Annotated in this window: 18 protein-coding genes and 3 tRNA genes; 16 read left to right on the top strand and 5 right to left on the bottom strand. The window is 69.3% G+C overall.

What is annotated here, in order from left to right:
• Window positions 1–27 precede the first annotated feature (27 nt).
• Both lon and JHE00_RS07050 read right to left on the bottom strand, forming a co-directional pair.
• Window positions 28–2,436, bottom strand: coding sequence for an endopeptidase La (gene lon / locus JHE00_RS07055; protein ID WP_200316065.1), 2,409 nt, complete (start codon window positions 2,434–2,436; stop codon window positions 28–30).
• 117 nt (window positions 2,437–2,553) lie between these two features.
• A complete protein-coding gene (locus JHE00_RS07050) occupies window positions 2,554–3,483 on the bottom strand; it encodes a GNAT family N-acetyltransferase (RefSeq protein WP_200316064.1) in 930 nt (309 codons plus the stop codon).
• A 240-nt stretch (window positions 3,484–3,723) separates the two neighbouring features.
• Here JHE00_RS07050 and JHE00_RS07045 point away from each other — a divergent pair, with 240 nt between their 5' ends.
• The 7 genes from JHE00_RS07045 to JHE00_RS07015 all read left to right on the top strand — a co-directional run bounded on the left by JHE00_RS07045 (window position 3,724) and on the right by JHE00_RS07015 (window position 9,092).
• The gene (locus tag JHE00_RS07045; RefSeq protein ID WP_200316063.1) at window positions 3,724–6,363 is read left to right on the top strand and encodes a putative bifunctional diguanylate cyclase/phosphodiesterase; all 2,640 of its coding nucleotides are present in this window, start codon (window positions 3,724–3,726) and stop codon (window positions 6,361–6,363) included.
• Window positions 6,364–6,438: 75 nt separating this feature from the next.
• Window positions 6,439–6,511 (top strand) — tRNA-Thr (locus tag JHE00_RS07040).
• A 49-nt stretch (window positions 6,512–6,560) separates the two neighbouring features.
• Window positions 6,561–6,633, top strand: a tRNA-Met gene (locus JHE00_RS07035).
• A gap of 151 nt (window positions 6,634–6,784) precedes the next feature.
• Window positions 6,785–6,949, top strand: coding sequence for a 50S ribosomal protein L33 (gene rpmG, locus JHE00_RS07030; RefSeq protein WP_200316062.1), 165 nt, complete (start codon window positions 6,785–6,787; stop codon window positions 6,947–6,949).
• A gap of 135 nt (window positions 6,950–7,084) precedes the next feature.
• Entirely contained in the window at window positions 7,085–8,176 is a 1,092-nt protein-coding gene (locus JHE00_RS07025) for a S1 family peptidase (RefSeq protein WP_200316060.1), read from the top strand.
• Between the two features lie 68 nt (window positions 8,177–8,244).
• Window positions 8,245–8,688 carry an FAS1-like dehydratase domain-containing protein gene (locus tag JHE00_RS07020; protein ID WP_200316058.1) on the top strand — a complete coding sequence of 148 codons (444 nt, stop codon included), beginning with the start codon at window positions 8,245–8,247 and terminating at the stop codon, window positions 8,686–8,688.
• Window positions 8,689–8,690: 2 nt separating this feature from the next.
• Window positions 8,691–9,092 carry a MaoC family dehydratase gene (locus JHE00_RS07015; RefSeq protein ID WP_200316056.1) on the top strand — a complete coding sequence of 134 codons (402 nt, stop codon included), beginning with the start codon at window positions 8,691–8,693 and terminating at the stop codon, window positions 9,090–9,092.
• Here the strand turns inward: JHE00_RS07015 and JHE00_RS07010 are convergent.
• On the bottom strand, window positions 9,085–9,939 hold the full coding sequence (locus JHE00_RS07010; RefSeq protein ID WP_307831847.1) for an SGNH/GDSL hydrolase family protein: 855 nt from the start codon (window positions 9,937–9,939) through the stop codon (window positions 9,085–9,087). The two genes, JHE00_RS07015 and JHE00_RS07010, sit on opposite strands and share 8 nt — an antisense overlap.
• 7 nt (window positions 9,940–9,946) lie before the next feature.
• Window positions 9,947–11,179, bottom strand: coding sequence for a pyridoxal phosphate-dependent aminotransferase (locus JHE00_RS07005; protein ID WP_200316054.1), 1,233 nt, complete (start codon window positions 11,177–11,179; stop codon window positions 9,947–9,949).
• A 180-nt stretch (window positions 11,180–11,359) separates the two neighbouring features.
• Here JHE00_RS07005 and JHE00_RS07000 point away from each other — a divergent pair.
• The 5 genes from JHE00_RS07000 to rplA all read left to right on the top strand — a co-directional run bounded on the left by JHE00_RS07000 (window position 11,360) and on the right by rplA (window position 14,176).
• Window positions 11,360–11,432 (top strand) — tRNA-Trp (locus JHE00_RS07000).
• A gap of 35 nt (window positions 11,433–11,467) precedes the next feature.
• Entirely contained in the window at window positions 11,468–11,914 is a 447-nt protein-coding gene (secE, locus tag JHE00_RS06995) for a preprotein translocase subunit SecE (RefSeq protein ID WP_200316052.1), read from the top strand.
• An 85-nt stretch (window positions 11,915–11,999) separates the two neighbouring features.
• A complete protein-coding gene (nusG, locus tag JHE00_RS06990) occupies window positions 12,000–12,860 on the top strand; it encodes a transcription termination/antitermination protein NusG (protein ID WP_200316050.1) in 861 nt (286 codons plus the stop codon).
• Window positions 12,861–12,942: 82 nt separating this feature from the next.
• The gene (gene rplK, locus JHE00_RS06985) at window positions 12,943–13,377 is read left to right on the top strand and encodes a 50S ribosomal protein L11 (protein WP_200316048.1); all 435 of its coding nucleotides are present in this window, start codon (window positions 12,943–12,945) and stop codon (window positions 13,375–13,377) included.
• A gap of 79 nt (window positions 13,378–13,456) precedes the next feature.
• The gene (rplA, locus tag JHE00_RS06980; protein ID WP_200316046.1) at window positions 13,457–14,176 is read left to right on the top strand and encodes a 50S ribosomal protein L1; all 720 of its coding nucleotides are present in this window, start codon (window positions 13,457–13,459) and stop codon (window positions 14,174–14,176) included.
• 80 nt (window positions 14,177–14,256) lie between these two features.
• Here rplA and JHE00_RS06975 read toward each other — a convergent pair whose 3' ends face one another.
• Entirely contained in the window at window positions 14,257–15,177 is a 921-nt protein-coding gene (locus JHE00_RS06975; protein ID WP_200316044.1) for a hypothetical protein, read from the bottom strand.
• 313 nt (window positions 15,178–15,490) lie between these two features.
• Between JHE00_RS06975 and rplJ the strand changes: the two genes are divergently transcribed.
• From rplJ to JHE00_RS06955, 4 genes are all read left to right on the top strand, one after another.
• Window positions 15,491–16,048, top strand: a complete 558-nt coding sequence (gene rplJ / locus JHE00_RS06970) for a 50S ribosomal protein L10 (protein ID WP_200316042.1) — start codon at window positions 15,491–15,493, stop codon at window positions 16,046–16,048.
• Window positions 16,049–16,097: 49 nt separating this feature from the next.
• Entirely contained in the window at window positions 16,098–16,484 is a 387-nt protein-coding gene (rplL, locus tag JHE00_RS06965; protein WP_200316040.1) for a 50S ribosomal protein L7/L12, read from the top strand.
• Between the two features lie 224 nt (window positions 16,485–16,708).
• Window positions 16,709–17,857, top strand: a complete 1,149-nt coding sequence (locus tag JHE00_RS06960) for an ABC transporter ATP-binding protein (protein ID WP_200316038.1) — start codon at window positions 16,709–16,711, stop codon at window positions 17,855–17,857.
• Complete coding sequence (locus tag JHE00_RS06955; RefSeq protein ID WP_200316036.1) at window positions 17,854–18,648, top strand: MlaE family ABC transporter permease; 795 nt, start codon at window positions 17,854–17,856, stop codon at window positions 18,646–18,648. Before JHE00_RS06960 ends, JHE00_RS06955 begins: the two co-directional genes overlap by 4 nt.
• Window positions 18,649–18,650: the final 2 nt, after the last annotated feature.

Raw genomic sequence — 18,650 nt, 5'->3', positions numbered from 1 at the left:
CCTTCACTGCATCTCGGGGAGCCCGGATCAGGCCGCGCTCGCCAGCGGGGCCGTCGCCGGCTCCAAGGCCAGCTCCAGTACCTCGCGGACGCTGCTCACCGGGTGGACGTCGAGCTGGGCGAGGATCTCGCCGGGCACGTCGTCCAGGTCCGGCTCGTTGCGCTGCGGGATCACCACGGTCGTGATGCCCGCCCGGTGCGCGGCGAGCAGCTTCTGCTTCACCCCGCCGATCGGCAGCACCCGGCCCGTCAGCGACACCTCACCGGTCATCGCCACGTCCGACCGGACCAGCCTGCCCGACAGCAGCGACGCCAGCGCGGTCGTCATCGTCACGCCTGCCGAGGGCCCGTCCTTCGGCACCGCGCCCGCCGGCACGTGGACGTGCACGCCCCGCTCCTTGAGGTCGCCGACCGGCAGCTCCAGTTCGGCGCCCCGCGAGCGCAGGTACGACAGGGCGATCCGCGCCGACTCCTTCATGACGTCACCGAGCTGACCCGTCAGCGTCAGCCCCGTGCCGCCGGTCTCCGCGTCGGCCAGCGACGCCTCGACGTAGAGCACGTCACCGCCCGCGCCCGTCACCGCGAGCCCGGTCGCGACGCCGGGGATCGCCGTGCGCTGCTCACCGGCCGGCAGCGACGACTCCGGCACGTGCCTCGGCCGCCCGAGGTAGCCCTCGAGCTCGGCCTCGCCGATCGTCAGCGGCAGCGTGACCTCGTCCAGCGCCACCTTGGTCGCCACCTTGCGCAGCACCTTCGCCAGCGTGCGGTTCAGGTTCCGCACGCCCGCCTCGCGCGTGTACTCCGCGGCGATCCGGCTCAGCGCGGTGTCGGTGAACGCCACGTCCTCGCCGCCGAGGCCCGCGCGCTCCAGCTCGCGGGGGAGCAGGTGGTCGCGCCCGATGGTCACCTTCTCGTGCTCGGTGTAGCCGTCGAGGGTCACCAGCTCCATGCGGTCCAGCAGCGGCCCCGGGATCGTCTCCAGTGCGTTGGCCGTGGCCAGGAAGACCACGTCGGAGAGGTCCAGCTCCACCTCGAGGTAGTGGTCGCGGAACGTGTGGTTCTGCTCGGGGTCGAGCACCTCCAGCAGCGCGGCCGTCGGGTCGCCCCGGTAGTCGGCGCCGACCTTGTCCACCTCGTCGAGCAGCACCACCGGGTTCATCGACCCGGCCTCCTTGATCGCGCGCACGATCCGGCCGGGCAGCGCGCCGACGTAGGTGCGCCGGTGGCCCCTGATCTCGGCCTCGTCGCGGATGCCGCCCAGCGCGACGCGGACGAACTCGCGCCCCATCGCCTTGGCGACGCTCTCGCCGAGCGAGGTCTTACCGACCCCGGGAGGTCCCGCGAGCGCCAGCACGGCCCCGCCGTGCCTGCCACCCACGGTGGACTCGGCGTTCGCCTCCGCCCGCCGCTGCCGCACGGCCAGGTACTCGATGATCCGTTCCTTCACGTCGTCGAGCCCAGCGTGGTCTGCGTCGAGCACCGCCCGCGCGCCCGCGATGTCGTGCACGTCGGTGGTCCTGCTGTGCCACGGGATGTCGAGCACCGTGTCGAGCCACGTGCGGATCCAGCCGGCCTCCGGCGACTGCTCCGACGTGCGCTCCAGCTTGTCGACCTCGGCGAGCGCGGCCTTGCGGACGTGCTCGGGCAGGTCGGCGGACTCCACCCTGGCGCGGTAGTCGTCGTCCTCGGCGCTGCCGTCGAGCTCGCCGAGCTCCTTGCGGATCGCGTCGAGCTGGCGACGCAGCAGGAACTCCTTCTGCGTCTTCTCCACGTCCTGCTCGACGTCCTTGCGGATGGTGTCGGTCACCTTCAGCTCGGCCAGGTATGCCTTGCCGCTCTCCAGCGCCTGTTCGAGCCTCGCGGTGACGTCGAGCGTGCGCAGCAGCTCCAGCTTCTGCTCCGTGGCCAGGTACGGCGCGTTGCCCGCGAGGTCCGCGATCGCGGACGGGTCGTCGAGCTGCTGGACGGCGTCGAGCATCTGCCACACTCCCCGCTGCTGCAGCAGGGAGACGACGACGGACTTGAACTCCGCCGCCAGCTCGGTGGTGTGCTCGTCGGTCGGCAGCTCGGCGGCTTGTTCGGCGTGCACCCACTGACCGGCGCCGGGGCCGTCGGCCTGAGCGCCGACGAGCGCCCGGCGCGTGCCGCGCACCAGCGCGGCCGTGGAGCCGCCGGGAACCCGGCCGATGCGCTCGACCGTCGCGACCGTGCCGATCTCGGCGAGCTCGCCGTCGATCCTGGGCACGATCAGCACCTGGGCCTTGCCGGTGCCGGTGGACCTGATGCCGGGCAGCGACGCGACGCCCGGCGCCCTCTCCTGAGCCGACTCGACGGCGTTGCGCGTGTCCTGCTCGGCGAGGTCGAAGGGCACGACCATGCCCGGCAACACCACGTCGTCGTCGAGGGGGAGTACAGGGAGGAGCTGTGTCTGGGTCATCAATACGCTCCCAACTTGTTGAGTACATCTGACTCAACTTTGTGGAGCGGGCAGAGATTCCCCTGCCGTGTTCGCCGCGAGCGATCAGCGCCCGATCAACGCCCGATCAACGCCCGATCAACCTTGCACCGCAGGCCGTCGGTACCAGGACGTCCACAGCGGACGATAACCCTGCGCGTACCAGAACGGCGTCGACCGAGGGTTGGCCAACGTGTGGTGCAGCAGCACGGCCTGCATCCCGGCCTCGTCGAACAGCTGGTGCGCGTGGGCCGCGAGCGCGGAACCGACGCCGGAGCTGCGGGCCTCCTCCGCCACGTGCATCGAGGCCAGATAGCCGGCGCTGCCCGCGGCGACGTAGCTGTCCGCCCAGCCCGCCGCGGGCGGTACCTCCACCTGCACGAAGCCCAGCGGCTTGCCGTAGAGCTCCGCGATCCACAGCGACGGCAGCGCCGAGTCCGCGTCGGCGAGCAGCTCCCGGGTGGCCGAGGTGAGCGCGCGCTCCTCGTCGGTGCGCCGGGTCAGCACACCGAACTGCTCGTCGTAGTTCCGCAGCTCCAGTTGCAGGCGCACCAGCGTGTTCAGCTCCGAGGGCTCGGCGTGCCGGATGCGCACGCCGGGCACCTCGGGCGGGCCGCCCGCCAGCCGGTCGGCGGGCCGCACGGCGAGCACGCGCGTCGGCGCGAACCCCCTGCGCAGCAGCTCGCTCGTGCCGACGGTGTCGCGGCTGGGCCTGGTCACCACGGCGGCGCTGTCCCAGTCGCTGGCCTCGGACTCCTCCAGCAGCTGGTCCCATTCGGTCAGCAGGGCACCGAACGCGGCGCCGGGGTCGGCACCGCCGAGACGGACGTTCAGCCGGTACTCGGTGAGCGGCCGCCAGAGCGCCTCGGGTGAGCCGGCGTCGACCCGGGAGCGGGTGGCGAGCGCGACCCCATCGCGCACGCTCAGTTCGGTGCCCGCCGCGGCATCCCAGTTCGGTGGTGTCGGCAACAGCGCGTCGGCGACGCTGAGCCGCTTCGCGTGTGCGGTCGCGATGGCATCGATCTCCATGGCGCCATCCAACCTGACGTGATATGAGGTATGTCACTCAGGGATGCGACTACTGGGGGCGACCATGATCCCGGTGGACTCACCCTCGCCGAGGCCAGCGCATCACCGCGTTGGTGAGTCGTTAACCCTGAGCTGATCTCATGGAGTTCGGAGGGCGCTCTTGATACGCCCTCCGGGGTACAGTAATGCCTCGTTCGCGAGCTGGCCCCCCGCCGGCACACGGGACGAAAGGGAGGTTGCATGCCGGACGCGCGCGACGAGTCCGCCGGATCCAGCACGGCTGCAGCCGAAGAACCTGCCTCCCGCTCCGCGGGTCCCGCCTCCACGGAGGCTCGCGACGACGAACGCAGGTTTCGTTACTACACAGTAGCCGTTCTGCCGCTGAGTTTGCTCGCGGCCGCCGCGGTGTCGATCTGGCTGCCCTTCGAGGGTTCGGTCCACCTGTGGTGGATCGGACCGCTGCTCGCGCTGGCCTTCCTCGGAGCCGAGCAGCTCGGCGTCAACGTGGACGTGCGCAGCGGCATCTCCTGGACCATCTCGTTCACCGAGATCCCGCTCGTCATCGGCTTCTTCGTCGCGCCGTTCGAAGTGGTGCTCGCCGCACACGTCTTCGCAGGGGTGACCACCCTGCTGGCGCGCAAGGTCACCGGCAGAGTGCTCTACAACGCCGGCGCCTTCATCTTCGAGGTCACCAGCGCGTTCGCCGTGGCAGGTCTGGTCAAGCAGGCACTCGGTGGTGGCGACGACATGCCGTGGCTCGCGGCGCTCGCCGGAACGCTCACCGCGCCGCTGGCCAGCACGCTGCTCGCGATGGCCGCCGTGCGGGTGCTGCGCCGCCGCATGCGCGTCGGCACCGCCCTGCGGCTCGCGGGCCGCATCCTCGTCGTCGGCTTCGTCAACGCCTCCGTCGGCCTCACCGGTTATCTGGTCATCTCCAAGACGCCCGAGGCCTGGCCGATCGTGCTCGCCGTGAGCCTCGGCCTTGCCGCGTTGTACTGGGCGTACTCCGACCTGCTCCGCGAGCAGCGCGACATGGAGGCACTGTCCGACGTCAGCCTCATGGTCGCCCGCTCCGGTCAGCAGGCGGCCGCTCGCCCCGCGAGCCTCGCCGACGAGCTCGGCAAGGACGTCGACCTCGGTGAGTGGTCCACCATCGCCGAGCGGATCAAGGACCAGCTCGCGGCCGGCAGGGTCGTGCTGCGGCTGCGGCTCGAACCCGACGAGCCGATGCGCTCGGTCGTCGCGGGCGAGCAGCTGCCCGTCGACTTCGTCCGTCCCGACGACCCGCTGCTACGACTGCCGGGCGCCCACGTGCGCCACTTCCGGATCACCGAGGCCAACCCCGAGGTCAGGGCCGCGCTGCTCGACCGCGGCGCGCAGGAGTCGCTCGTGGTCCCGCTGCGCAGCGCCAACCAGCTGCTCGGCGTGGTCGAGGCGCACGACCGGCTCTCGCGCTGGCGCGGATTCGGCAAGTACGACGTCCAGTTGCTCGGCACGATGGCCAGCCACCTGGCGACCGCGCTCGACAACCGCAGGCTGCTCGCCACGCTGCGCCACGACGCCTACCACGACCCGCTCACCGGCCTGCTCAACCGGCCCGGCTTCCGGCAGGTGGCCCGTGAGCCGCTGCGCGAGCGCGTGCAGTCCGTGGTGCTGCGGGTCGATCTCGACGTCTTCTCCACCGTCAGCGACGCGCTGGGCTACGCCTGGGCCGACCGGATGGTGATGGCCGCGGGCCGCCGCATCCGCGACGTGCTCGGCCCCGAGGTCTCGCTCGCCAGGCTCGAGGGCGCGTCGTTCGCGGCGCTGCTCGTCGGCTGCCTGCCCGAGGAGGCCCACCGCATCGCCGAGCGCCTGCGCGAGGAGCTCTCCGCGCCCTACCCGGTGGACCGGCTCACGGTCGAGGCCAACGTCATGGTCGGCTACGCCTCCACGAGCTCGGAGGAGAACGGCCACCTCGTCGACGTCGACACGCTCCTGCAGCGCGCCGACATGGCCGTGCGGGCCACGCGCGGCGGCGAGGAGGTGCGCGGCTACGTGCCGAGCATGGGCCAGATCTTCCTGCGCCGGTTCCAGATGGTCACCCAGTTCCGCCAGGCGCTGGAGGAGGGCCAGGTCAGCGTCCACTACCAGCCGAAGGTCTCGTTGCCGAGCAAACACGTGCTCGGCGTCGAGGCGCTCGTGCGCTGGCAGCACCCCGAGTTCGGCAGGGTCGACCCCGACGAGTTCGTGCCCGCCGTCGAGGCGGCGGGTCTCGTGGGCGTGCTGACGTCCTTCGTGCTCGACAAGGCGCTCGACCGCGTGCGCCGCTGGCTCGACGAGGGCATGCGGATCTCGGTGGCCGTGAACCTGTCGGTGCGCAACCTCGCCGACGAGGACTTCCCCGCCAAGGTCTCCGCCGCGCTCGAACGGTTCGGGGTTCCCGCGGAGCTGCTGACGTTCGAGCTGACGGAGTCCGGCGTGATGGCCGACCCACAGCGAGCCCTGCCGATCCTGCGTCAGCTGCACGGCCTCGGCATCGTGCTCGCGGTGGACGACTTCGGCACCGGCTACTCGTCGCTGGCCTACTTGCGGCAGCTGCCCGTCGACCAGGTCAAGATCGACAAGAGCTTCGTGCTCGGCATGGGCACCGACCTCGGCGACCTCGCCGTGGTGCGCTCGATCGTCGAGCTGGGCCACTCGCTGGGGCTCACGGTGGTCGCCGAGGGCGTCGAGGAGGACGTGGCCCGCGATCAGCTGGAGGCCATGGGCTGCGACGTGGCGCAGGGCTATCTCATCTCGCGGCCGCTGTCCGAGGAGCGGCTGGAGGCGTGGCTGCAAGCACGGACGGCCCGCTCGCTGGGGCACCAGTCCGAGATCGTTCTGACCCTGCTGACCTGAGGTTCTTTCGTTACGGGCCCCCGCGTTCGGCGCCTTTCGTAGCCTCAGGTACTCTTTTCGAGGCTCGTTGAGCACGCCCCTTTAGCTCAGTCGGCAGAGCGTCTCCATGGTAAGGAGAAGGTCTACGGTTCGATTCCGTAAAGGGGCTCGAAGGTCTGGGCCGCGATGCGCAAGTATTCGCGGCTTGGATCGTGTGAGGCGGTGTAGCTCAGTCGGTAGAGCAAGCGGCTCATAATCGCTGTGTCGCCGGTTCAAGTCCGGCCACCGCTACGCCAGTGGGTCGACCGCGTTTGCCGAGCGCAGACCAGGACGGCTCCGCCAGTACATTGGGGGTTGCAACCCCCAGACCCCCACCCGGAGGGGCTTCCGCCCCCCGGACCCCCCGAACCGGTGGGGACCCGAGACACCTGAAGGAGCCGAAGTGGCTGCCACCGACGTGCGACCGAAGATCACGCTGGCGTGCGAGGAGTGCAAGCACCGCAACTACATCACCAAGAAGAACCGGCGCAACGACCCGGACCGCTTGGAGATGAAGAAGTTCTGCCCGAACTGCGGAACGCACCGCAACCACAAGGAAACTCGCTGAGCTTCACCCAGAAAGCCGCTCCCGATCCGGGGGCGGCTTTTTTTGTTGGAAAGAACCCAACGAAAGGCGCTACCGGCCAACTCGTGAGCACGGTCACTCTAACGAGTGACATCCCTGCTGAAAGTGAGTTGGCGAATGAACACGAAGTTCAGAACCGTGACCACCGTGGCAGCCGGCGCTCTCGCGCTGGGTTTCCTGACACCTTCCATGGCGTCCGCAACGAGTGTCGAGGGCTACTCGAGCGACGTCGCCGACGCGGCGGTCACCTCGATCACCTCCGAACAGGGCATCACCGACGTCGCCGCGCAGCGGCTTCTCGAGGTGCAGCAGACCAGCGCGCAGACGCTGAGCCAGGTCACCGGCACCCTCGGTGCCGACCTGGCAGGCAGCTACCTGGACGCTCAGGGCGGGCCCGTCGTCGCCGTGACGAGCCAGGCGGCAGCGGCCAAGGCCGAGCAGGCCGGGGTCACCGCGAAGCTCGTCGAGCACTCGGCGGCGCAGCTGCAGCAGGCCCGCTCCACGCTCGACGCGCTGCCCACCGTCACCCACACCTCACTCGGTCTCGACCCCGCGAGCAACCAGCTGGTGCTCACGGTGGCCGACGAAGCCGACGACGCGGCCGCCGCGAAGCTCGTCTCGGCGGCCAAGGGGCTCGGTGACGTCGTGCGCGTCGACGAGGTCGCGGGCGGCATGAGCGCGGCCATCTACAACGGCGAGGCCATCACGGGCGGCGGCAGCCGCTGCTCCGCCGGCTTCAACGCCAACAAGGACGGTCAGGACTTCATCGTCGACGCCGGGCACTGCACCGGTGCCGTCGCCGAGTGGAACGTCGGCCCTTCGGTGGAGGCCAGCTTCCCCGAGAACGACTACGGCCTGATCCAGAACACCACCGGCAGCGCGCCCGGTGAGGTCACCCTCTGGGACGGCTCCACGCAGGCGATCAACTCGGCCGCCGACGCGACCGTGGGCCAGGAGATCTGCAAGAGCGGCTCCACGACCAACCTGACCTGCGGCACGGTGCAGGCGGTCGACGTGACCGTCAACTACCCCGAGGGTGCTGTCAACGAGCTGGTTCAGACCTCGGCCGCGGTCAACTCCGGTGACTCCGGTGGCTGCATGTTCGCGGGCGACGTCGGCCTCGGCATCACCTCCGGCATGGGCGGCGGGAGCTCGTTCTTCCAGCCCGTCACCGAGGCGCTCTCCGCCTACGGTGTGACGCTGAACTGACGCTGGAGAACAGTCGGGGGTCGCGAGGGCCGATAGAGGCTCGCGCGACCCCCGACTACTCTGCTTGCGTGCCCCTCGACCCCTCCTTCATCGGCCGGACCTACCCGCCCACCAGTACTTACGAGGTGAGCCGGGAGAAGATCGCCGAGTTCGCCGACGCGATCGGCGACGACAGCCCCCTCTACCGCGACACCGCCGCCGCCGAGGCGGCAGGCTATGCGGACGTCATCGCGCCGCCGACGTTCCTCACGGTCATCAACCTCGCCGCGATCAACTCGATCGTCGCCGACCCCGAGCTCGGCCTCGACTACTCGCGGATGGTCCACGGCGACCAGCGGTTCACCCACCACCGACCGGTGAGGGCGGGCGACCTGCTGCGCCTCACGACCCGGATCGAGGACATCTTCGTGCGCGCCGGCAACGACTTCCTCAGCGTGCGCGCCGACGTCGAGACGACCGACGGTGAGCAGGTCTGCACCACGCACGCCCAGCTCGTGGTCAGGGGGGAATGAGCATGAACGTCGGAGACGAGCTGCCGGGCCTGTCCGTGCACGTCACCAGGGACCAGCTGGTGCGCTACGCGGGAGCCTCGCTGGACTTCAACCCGATCCACTGGAACGAGCGCTTCGCGAAGAGCGTCGGCCTGCCGGACGTGATCGCGCACGGAATGCTCACGATGGCGCTGGGCAGCCGCCTGGTCAGCGACTGGCTCGGCGACCCGGGCCGCATCCTCGAGTACGGGGTGCGGTTCACCCGCCCCGTCGTGGTGCCGGACGACGCCGAGGGCGCGCACGTCGAGCTCACCGGCAAGGTCGCCCAGGTCCGCGACGACGGCACCGCCCGCGTCGACATCACGGCGAAGTTCGACGGCAAGACCGTGCTCGGCAAGGCGCAGTGCGTGGTGCGCGTCAGCTGAGCGCGTCCAGCACCGCGTCGGCCAGCGCGCGTTCGCCGCGCGCCGTCGGGTGCAGCGGGTGTGCGCCGGTCACCGACTCGAGGCCCTCGATCCAGCGCTCGTCCTCCGGCGCGCACACGCCGTGGCCCTCCGTGGCGGCGACCGTGTCGACGTAGGTCACGTCGTGGGCCTTCGCCTGCTGGGACAGCATCGTGTTGAGGGCGTCGAGCGCGTGGCGCAGCGAGTCGATCTCGTCCGCCGAGTGCGGCAGCAGTCCGGCGCACTCGGCGCCGTCCTCGGGCAGGATCGTCGGGTAGCCGACGAGCACCACCTCGGCGTGGGGCGCCCGCTGGGAGATCTCACTGAGCACGGTGCCCACGCGGGCGCCTGCCTCCGCGATCACCGACGCGAGCCATTCCGGGACGCCGGGAGCGCCGGTGTCGAGGCAGACGTCCTCCTCGGGGCACGTGGCGGTGAGCTCGATGAAGTTGACGTCGTTGCCGCCGATCCCGAGTGTCACGAGCGTGGTCTGCGGCGTCAGCGCGTCGAACTGAGGGGGATTGTCGCCCTGCGGCGTTGGCTGCGGCTCGGTCATGTGCTCGGTGCGCGCGCCGCCGCAGCTGACGTCGCTGAGTGTCGCCACGCTCAGCTCGGCGGCGACGAGGCGCGGGTAGTTGTTGTCCGAGCGCAGACATCCGGTGGGCACCCCGGCGGGTTCACCGGTGCCGGGGCCGGACACGTAGGAGTCCCCGAGCGCGACGTAGCGCTGCGGGGCGGGAATGGGCAGCGACGTGTCGTCGGCGTCGGCGCCGGGAGCGCAGGCTCCGGCGACCGCGGAGAGTGCCGCGATCGCCAGAGCCTTCCGCACGATGGCCTTACTTCGCTTCGGCGAGGAGCGAGGCGACCCGGTTGACGCCCTCGACCAGGTCCGACTCGGCGAGCGCGTAGGAGAACCGGAAGTAGCCGGGCGTGCCGAACGCCTCGCCGGGCACGACCGCGACCTCGACCTCACGCAGGATCAGGTCGGCGAGCTCCACCGTGTTCTCGGGACGCTGGCCGCGGATCTCCTTGCCCAGCAATGCCTTCACCGACGGGTACGCGTAGAACGCGCCCTCCGGGGTCGGGCACTCGACGCCCTCGATGGCCGAGAGCAGCGAGACGATCCGCTTGCGCCGGACGTCGAAGGCCTCCCGCATTTGGTGGACCGCGTCGAGCGGGCCCGCGACCGCGGCGAGTGCGGCGCGCTGCGACACGTTGGCGACGTTGCCGCACAGGTGTGACTGGAAGCTCGACGCCGCCTTGATCACGTCCTGCGGGCCGATGATCCAGCCGACGCGCCAGCCCGTCATCGAGTAGGTCTTGGCGACGCCGTTGAGGATCAGCGTCTGGTCGGCCAGCTCGGGCACCACGGCGGGCATCGAGGCCGCGGTGGCGCCGTCGTAGACCAGGTGCTCGTAGATCTCGTCGGTGACGACCCAGATGCCGTGCTCGAGCGCCCAGCGGCCGATCGCCTCGACCTCGTCGCGCGGGTAGACGGCGCCGGTCGGGTTGGACGGCGAGTTGAACAGCAGCACCTTGGTGCGCTCGGTGCGGGCGGCCTCGAGCTGCTCGACGGTGACGCGATATCCGGTCGACTCGTCGGCGGTGACCTGCACGGGAACGCCGCCGGCGAGCGTGATCGACTCGGGGTAGGTCGTCCAGTACGGCGCGAGCAGCAGCACCTCGTCGCCCGGGTCGAGCAGCGTGGCGAACGCGGAGTACACCGCCTGCTTGCCGCCGTTGGTGACGAGGATCTGCGAGGGGTCGCAGGCGAAGTCGGAGTCGCGCAACGTCTTCGCGGCGAGTGCCTCGCGGAGCTCGGGCAGCCCGCCCGCGGCCGTGTAGCCGTGGTTGGCGCGCTCGTGCACCGCGGCGGCGGCGGCCTCGACGATGTAGTCGGGGGTGGGGAAGTCGGGCTGGCCGGCGCCGAAGCCGATCACCGGGCGGCCCTCCGCCTTCAGCGCCTTCGCCTTCGCGTCGACGGCGAGCGTCGCGGACGGCGTGATGCCCGCGATCCGTGCTGACACGCGGGAACGAGGGCTGGTGACGGTACTTTCGGGTGTGGCCATGCTGACATTTTCCACGCTCGTCTGAGCAGGTGGACAGCCGCCCCACAGCCGACAACCGGGCGCGGTTGCGAGGCGCTTCGGGCCTTGCCGTAGACTTCCGAACTTGGAACGCCCGACACTCGGCCCTGCGAGAGCAGCGGGGTGGGTGGAGTGCGTCCAGGCGAGCGGTTGCCCGCTCGAAGGGGTGTAGCTCAAATGGCAGAGCAGCGGTCTCCAAAACCGCAGGTTGCAGGTTCAAGTCCTGTCACCCCTGCGTTGACGTGTCAGGTGGAGCGGAGGTAGTAGCTCGTGAGCGAGGACGGGGAGAAGGACAAGGACCGGACGTCGAAGCGTCCGTCCCGTCCGGTCACCGCCGCGGCTCGGCGTGAGCGCCGCGCCTCCGCGCGCCCTGACGGCACGGGCTCCGGGTCCGACTCCGAAACGGGGTCCGGGAAGGGCGCCGACGCGAAGAAGCGCCCCGCTCCCAAGGGCAAGGCGTCGGACAAGCCCGCAGGCAAGGACCGGCCGACGCCGAAGCGCGAGCGCAAGGAAGGCAAGCGCGGTTCGATCTTCACGCGGCTGATTCGGTTCGTCCGCGAGGTCTGGGCCGAGCTGCGCAAGGTCATCTGGCCCACGCGCAAGCAGATGGTCACCTACACCTCCGTGGTGCTGGTGTTCGTGGCCTTCATGATTGCGCTGGTGTACGGACTGGACTTCGTCTTCCTCAAGGGCGTGGACTTCGTATTCGGCGGCTGAGCGGCCCACCAGGCCCCTGCAGGTGGTCCCGGGCCGTAAGCCGATGCCCGCGCCCACCACACGCGATCAACTGAGAGGACGGAAAGTGACCTCCGAGAACGGCTCAGGAGCCGGTCAGGATCTGACCGGCCTTTCCGACGAGCAGGTGCTCGCGGCCGCCGGTGACGCGGACTCGGCTACCACCGAGGCCGACGCGACGCCGGTCGAGGCCGCCGAGGCCACGGAGGCCGACGCCGCCGGTGAGGACGACGACGCCGCCGACCCCGCGGTCGCCGAGCAGGCCGACGAGCCCGCTGAGGCGGACGCGGCCGATGACGCCGACGACGTGGACCCGGTGACCAAGCTCCGCAACGAGCTCAGGACGCTGCCCGGCGACTGGTACGTCGTGCACTCATACGCCGGCTACGAGAACAAGGTCAAGAACAACCTCGAGACCCGGCGGCAGACGCTGGACGTCGAGGACTTCATCTTCCAGATCGAGGTTCCGACCGAAGAGGTCACCGAGATCAAGAACGGCCAGCGCAAGCAGGTGCAGCGCAAGGTACTGCCCGGCTACATCCTGGTCCGGATGGAGCTCAACGATGCCTCGTGGAGCGCGGTGCGCAACACCCCTGGCGTCACTGGCTTCGTCGGCGCCACGTCCCGTCCGTCGCCGCTTACCCTGGACGACGTACTGAAGTTCCTCGCGCCGCAGGTCGAGAAGGCCGCTCCCGCGAAGGCGGGCAAGGGCGAGGCCGCTGCGGCCGAGGCGCCCGCGGCCGGCCGGTCGGTCGAGGTCGATTTCGAGGTCGGCGAGTCGGTCACCGTCATGGACGGCCCGTTCGCGACGCTGCCCGCGACGATCAGCGAGGTCAACGCGGACGCGCAGAAGCTGAAGGTCCTGGTGTCGATCTTCGGCCGGGAGACTCCGGTCGAGCTGTCGTTCAACCAGGTCTCCAAGATCTGACGGGCGCCCTCTCCGGGCGGCCGGAAGGCCCCCGCGCCACGGCAGGTGCGTGGGGAGAGCACACGCTGAACAGGAAACAGGAATGCCACCCAAGAAGAAGAAGCTTGCAGCGATCATCAAGCTGCAGATCCAGGCGGGTGCCGCGAACCCGGCGCCGCCCGTTGGTCCCGCGCTCGGTCAGCACGGCGTCAACATCATGGAGTTCTGCAAGGCCTACAACGCGGCCACCGAGTCGCAGCGCGGCAATGTCGTGCCGGTCGAGATCTCCGTGTTCGAGGACCGCTCGTTCGACTTCAAGCTCAAGACCCCGCCGGCCGCGAAGCTGCTGCTGAAGGCCGCCGGGATCGAGAAGGGCTCCGGCGAGCCGCACAAGACCAAGGTCGGCAAGGTGACCATGGACCAGGTGCGCGAGATCGCCGAGACGAAGAAGAGCGACCTCAACGCCCACGACACGGACCAGGCCGCCAAGATCATCGCCGGCACCGCCCGGTCGATGGGCCTCACCGTCGTCGACTGAGCCGAGCGCTCCACGTGTGGAAGGGCCAGGCGCTGGCCCGCACCACGACTGATCCACTCCAAGATTCGAAGGACAGAGCATGACCAAGCGCAGCAAGGCCTACCGCGAGGCCTCCGAGCTGATCGACAAGAGCAGGCTGTACGCGCCGCTCGAGGCCGCGAAGCTCGCCAAGGAGACCTCCAAGATCAAGATGGACGCCACCGTCGAGGTCGCCATGCGACTCGGTGTCGACCCTCGCAAGGCCGACCAGATGGTCCGCGGCACCGTGAACCTGCCGCACGGAACGGGTAAGACCGTCCGCGTCATTGTTTTCGCCATCGGCGACAAGGCCGCTGAGGCCGAGGCCGCAGGCGCTGACGCGGTTGGCTCCGACGACTTGATCGAGCGCATCCAGGGTGGCTGGCTCGACTTCGATGCCGCGATCGCGACACCGGACCAGATGGCGAAGGTCGGCCGAGTGGCCCGCATCCTCGGCCCGCGTGGCCTGATGCCGAACCCGAAGACCGGCACGGTGACCCCCGCGGTCGCCAAGGCCGTCGCCGACATCAAGGGCGGCAAGGTCAGCTTCCGCGTCGACAAGCAGGCCAACCTGCACATGGTGATCGGCAAGGCCTCGTTCGACACCGAGAAGCTGGTGGAGAACTACGCCGCCGCCCTCGACGAGGTGCTGCGGTCGAAGCCGTCGGCCGCGAAGGGCCGCTACGTCCAGAAGATCACCTTCAGCACCACGATGGGCCCGGGCATCCCGGTGGACCCGGCGCGCACGCGTGACCTCCTGTCGGAGGACACCAACGCGTAAGGCTCGCGACGAGCTACAAAGGGGCGGTCACCCGATTCGGGTGGCCGCCCCTTTTGTCGTGCAGCTTTCGTTGCAGACGCTCAATTCGACGTCGGCGGGGAGCAGGTGACGGGACCGCGTTCGTGGCCGGTGATGAGCCACTGGTCGGCGTAGTCCTGTTTGGTCACGATGAAGGTTCCGAGCGCAGGTCCGCCCTTGATGGCGAAGTCGCACGAGTCGATTCGGACGGTTGTCGCGCCCCCGCCGTAGGGCTGCGGGTAGATCGACTCGGCGTAGTCGTTGACGTGCGTGACCTCCTTGTTCAGTGCCAGTACCGCCTGTCGGCAGTCGCGGTAGCCGAGGTGCTCGCCGAACGACTGCTGGACGGGCTCGTCGAACCGGCCGCAGGCCTCGGCCACCAGGGGTTCGTCGGTGGTCGGGTCGACCTGGGCGATGGCGTCGTAGACCTGGCGCACCGCCTCGTACGGTTCGTCGGACAGCAGTTCGTTGGTGCGGTAGGTCCCGCCACCCATCTTCGCCGCGGACTCGGTGCTGTCTCCCTCGTCGGAGCCGAAGAAGTGGTTGTACGCCCACGTCAGGGCCAGTGCGAGGAGCAGGAAGAAGATCAGCCAGCCGATGATCTTCTTGCCGAGCCAGCGCAGCCAGCCGGGGACCTTGGGTCGTTGGGGAGGCTGCGGCGGCTGCTGGACGAGTTGCTGTGTTGCGGCGGGTGCCGGGTGGTGCTGGGTGTGGGGCACGGGTTGCTGCTGCTGTCCGGGGACCAGTTCGCCGCCCTGCTGCTGGCTCTGCTGGAACTTCAGGAACTCCTGGAACTGTTGGAACTGCTGGAACTGGCGCAGCTGTTCCGGATCGGGCTCCTGAGGCTGCTGTGGTGGTTGCACGGGTTCGACGGGATGCGCCGGCTGTACCGGCTGGAGGTCCGATCCGGGCGCGGGTTCGGCGGCCCTGCCCTCGTCGGGGCCGGGCTGTCCGTCAGGTCGCTGCTCCACCACGTGACCCATGATGCCTGCTTGCGCACGGTATGTGGTCCCTGGCCGCGACACCGGGCTGCGCGCCCGGTCGGAGGGGGTGCTGGTCACGGCGCGTGGGCGCTGTCGTATATTGGTCGACGGTTCTACCGAAGACCGCTGGTCTTTCCGGGCACTCGCTCTGGAAACGAAGGTCCGCAACATGGCGGACGGCCTGCGCAGGAGGACGAGGAATCGCCGCACACGAGTGTGTATCGACGCCCCGCGCCTGCTGCGCCGGGGCGTTTTGTCGTGTTGGGGGTCCGGGCTCCCGCCAGTGGTCACCTAGCCCAGAGAGGAGGCGACCATGGCGAAGCCCGACAAGGTGGCGGCCGTCGCCGAGATCGCGGACAGGTTCCGCAACAGCTCGGCAACCGTTGTCACCGAGTACACCGGCCTCTCCGTGTCCCAGCTCAGTGAGCTGCGCCGCGCTCTCGGCGACACCGCCAAGTACCGGGTCGCGAAGAACACCCTCGTCAAGCGTGCCGCCGAGGACGCTGGCATCGAGGGTCTCGACGAGCTGTTCGTCGGTCCGACCGCTATCGCCTTCGTCGAGGGTGAAGCGGTCGACGCCGCGAAGGCACTGAAGAACTTCGCAAAGGACCACAGCGCCCTCGTCATCAAGGGCGGCTACATGGATGGCCGCCCGCTCACGGTCTCCGAGATCGAGCAGCTCGCCGATCTCGACAGCCGTGAGGTGCTCCTCGCGAAGGCGGCGGGCGCGTTCAAGGCGAAGCTGTCCCAGGCCGCCGCGCTGTTCCAGGCGCCGGCGTCCCAGGTCGCCCGCCTGGCCGTCGCGCTCGAGGAGAAGCGCAAGTCCGAGTCCGAGTCCGGCGATGGCGCTGCCGAAGCTGCCGAGAGCTGACCGACAACCACCCCCGACCAGCGAGTCGTAACAAGGAAGGAACGCCACCATGGCGAAGCTGAGCACCGACGAACTGCTCGACGCTTTCAAGGAGCTCACGCTCCTCGAGCTCTCGGAGTTCGTGAAGCAGTTCGAGGAGACCTTCGACGTCACCGCGGCCGCCCCGGCTGCCGTCGTCGCCGCCCCGGGTGCCGCTGCCGCTGCCCCCGCCGAGGAGGAGAAGGACGAGTTCGACGTCATCCTCGAGGGTGCCGGTGACAAGAAGATCCAGGTCATCAAGGTCGTCCGCGAGATCGTTTCGGGCCTGGGCCTGAAGGAGGCCAAGGAGCTCGTCGAGGGCGCCCCGAAGCCGCTGCTCGAGAAGGTCGACAAGGAGGCCGCCGACGCCGCCAAGGAGAAGCTCGAGGCCGCCGGCGCCAAGATCTCCGTCAAGTGATCTTGTAGCTCCACGGAGCTGAAAAAGGGCGGGCATCCGGTCACCGGGTGCCCGCCCTTTTCGTGCATCTACAACGACCGTGCGCTACCTTGCTCCCACTCTTGCCGGTCGCGGTCGTGTCTCGCCGACCAGAACTGGTGAGTAACCTGTGTGCTCCCAACTCGTTGCATGTGGGTGACGCAAGTTTCGGGGCGTGCTGCCGCGAATGGGCTCCGGGAGGTGCGATGGGTGCCGAGGTGGTCATCGAGGGCTTGACCAAGTCCTTCGGTAAGCAGGCCATCTGGCGGGATGTGACGCTGAACCTGCCGCCCGGCGAGGTGTCGGTGATGCTGGGACCGTCGGGTACCGGCAAGTCCGTGTTCCTCAAGTCGATGATCGGCCTGCTCAAGCCCGACCGCGGCAAGTGCGTGATCAACGGCGTGGACATCGTCAGGTGCTCGGAGAGCAAGCTCTACGAGACCCGCAAGCTCTTCGGCGTGCTGTTCCAGGACGGTGCGCTGTTCGGTTCGATGAACCTCTACGACAACGTGGCGTTCCCGCTGCGGGAGCACACGAAGAAGTCGGAGACCGAGATCCGGCGCATCGTGCTGGAGAAGCTCGAGATGACCGGTCTAGCCGGTGCGGAGAAGAAGCTCCCCGGTGAGATCTCCGGTGGTATGCGCAAGCGGGCCGGGCTGGCCAGGGCGCTGGTGCTGGACCCCGAGATCATCCTGTGCGACGAGCCGGACTCCGGTCTGGACCCCGTGCGCACGGCCTACCTCTCGCAGCTGTTGATCGACCTCAACGCGCAGATCGACGCCACGATCCTGATCGTCACCCACAACATCAACGTCGCGCGCACTGTGCCCGACAACATCGGAATGCTCTTTCGCAAGGAGCTCGTGATGTTCGGCCCGCGCGAGGTGCTGCTGACCAGTGACGAGCCCGTCGTCGAGCAGTTCCTCAACGGCCGCAGGCTCGGTCCGATCGGCATGTCCGAGGAGAAGGACCAGGCGCAGATGGCGCTCGAGCAGGCGCAGGCCGACGCCGGGCACCACGACGGTTCCACCGACGACGTCCGCGGCGTCGTCCCGCAGCTCCAGCCCACTCCCGGGCTGCCGGAGCGCACCGGCGTGCGCCGCCGCAAGGACCGCGTGATGCGGATCCTGCACACCCTGCCGCCCGCCGCGCAGGAGGGGATCATCGAGTCGCTCACGCCGGAGGAGCGCGTGCACTACGGCGTCGGCGGCCACTCGGTGACGACGTCGCAGCGCGGTCAGCTGCCCGTCGACGACGTCGCCACGGTGCCCGGTTCGGGCTGGCGTGAGCCGCAGTCGAACCAGAGTTCCGACGCCCAGCGGATGCCCCCACCACCGCAGCAAGGACGTTCATGAGTTCTCGGGCCTCCTCGGCCAAGATTCCCGGCGCGGGGATGCTGCGGGAGACCGGGAAGTTGTTCGCGCTCGGCCTCGATGTGGCCCGCGGCATCTTCCAGCGGCCTTTCCAGCTGCGGGAGTTCATCCAGCAGTCGTGGTTCATCGCGAGCGTCACGATCCTGCCGACGGCGCTGGTCGCGATCCCGTTCGGCGCCGTCATCTCGCTGCAGTTCGGGTCGCTGGCCAAGCAGCTGGGTGCGCAGTCCTACACCGGCGCGGGCAGCGTGCTCGCCACGGTGCAACAGGCGAGTCCGCTGGTCACCGCGCTACTTGTGGCGGGGGCGGGAGGTTCGGCGATCTGCGCCGACATCGGTGCCCGCACCATCCGCGAGGAGATCGACGCGATGGAAGTGCTGGGCGTGTCCGCGATCCAGCGGCTCGTCGTGCCGAGGGTGCTCGCCTGCATGCTCGTGGCGGTACTGCTCAACGGCATGGTCAGCGTCATCGGCGTGCTCGGCGGCTACTTCTTCAACGTCGTGCTCCAGGACGGCACACCCGGCGCCTACCTCGCGAGTTTCTCCGCGCTCGCCCAGCTACCCGATCTGTGGGTGGGTGAGCTGAAAGCACTGATCTTCGGCTTCATCGCTGCGGTGGTCGCCGCCTACCGGGGGCTGAACCCGCCACCGGGGCCGAAGGGCGTCGGGGACGCCGTCAACCAGTCCGTCGTCATCACGTTCCTGCTCCTGTTCGTGGTCAACTTCGTGATCACGCTGATCTATCTGCAGGTCGTTCCTGCGAAGTTGGACTAGCC

Origin of the sequence: Prauserella cavernicola, from assembly GCF_016595675.1 — a bacterium.
Classification (GTDB): Bacteria; Actinomycetota; Actinomycetes; order Mycobacteriales; family Pseudonocardiaceae; genus Prauserella_A; species Prauserella_A cavernicola.
This window is presented reverse-complemented; position numbering and strand designations above follow the sequence as displayed.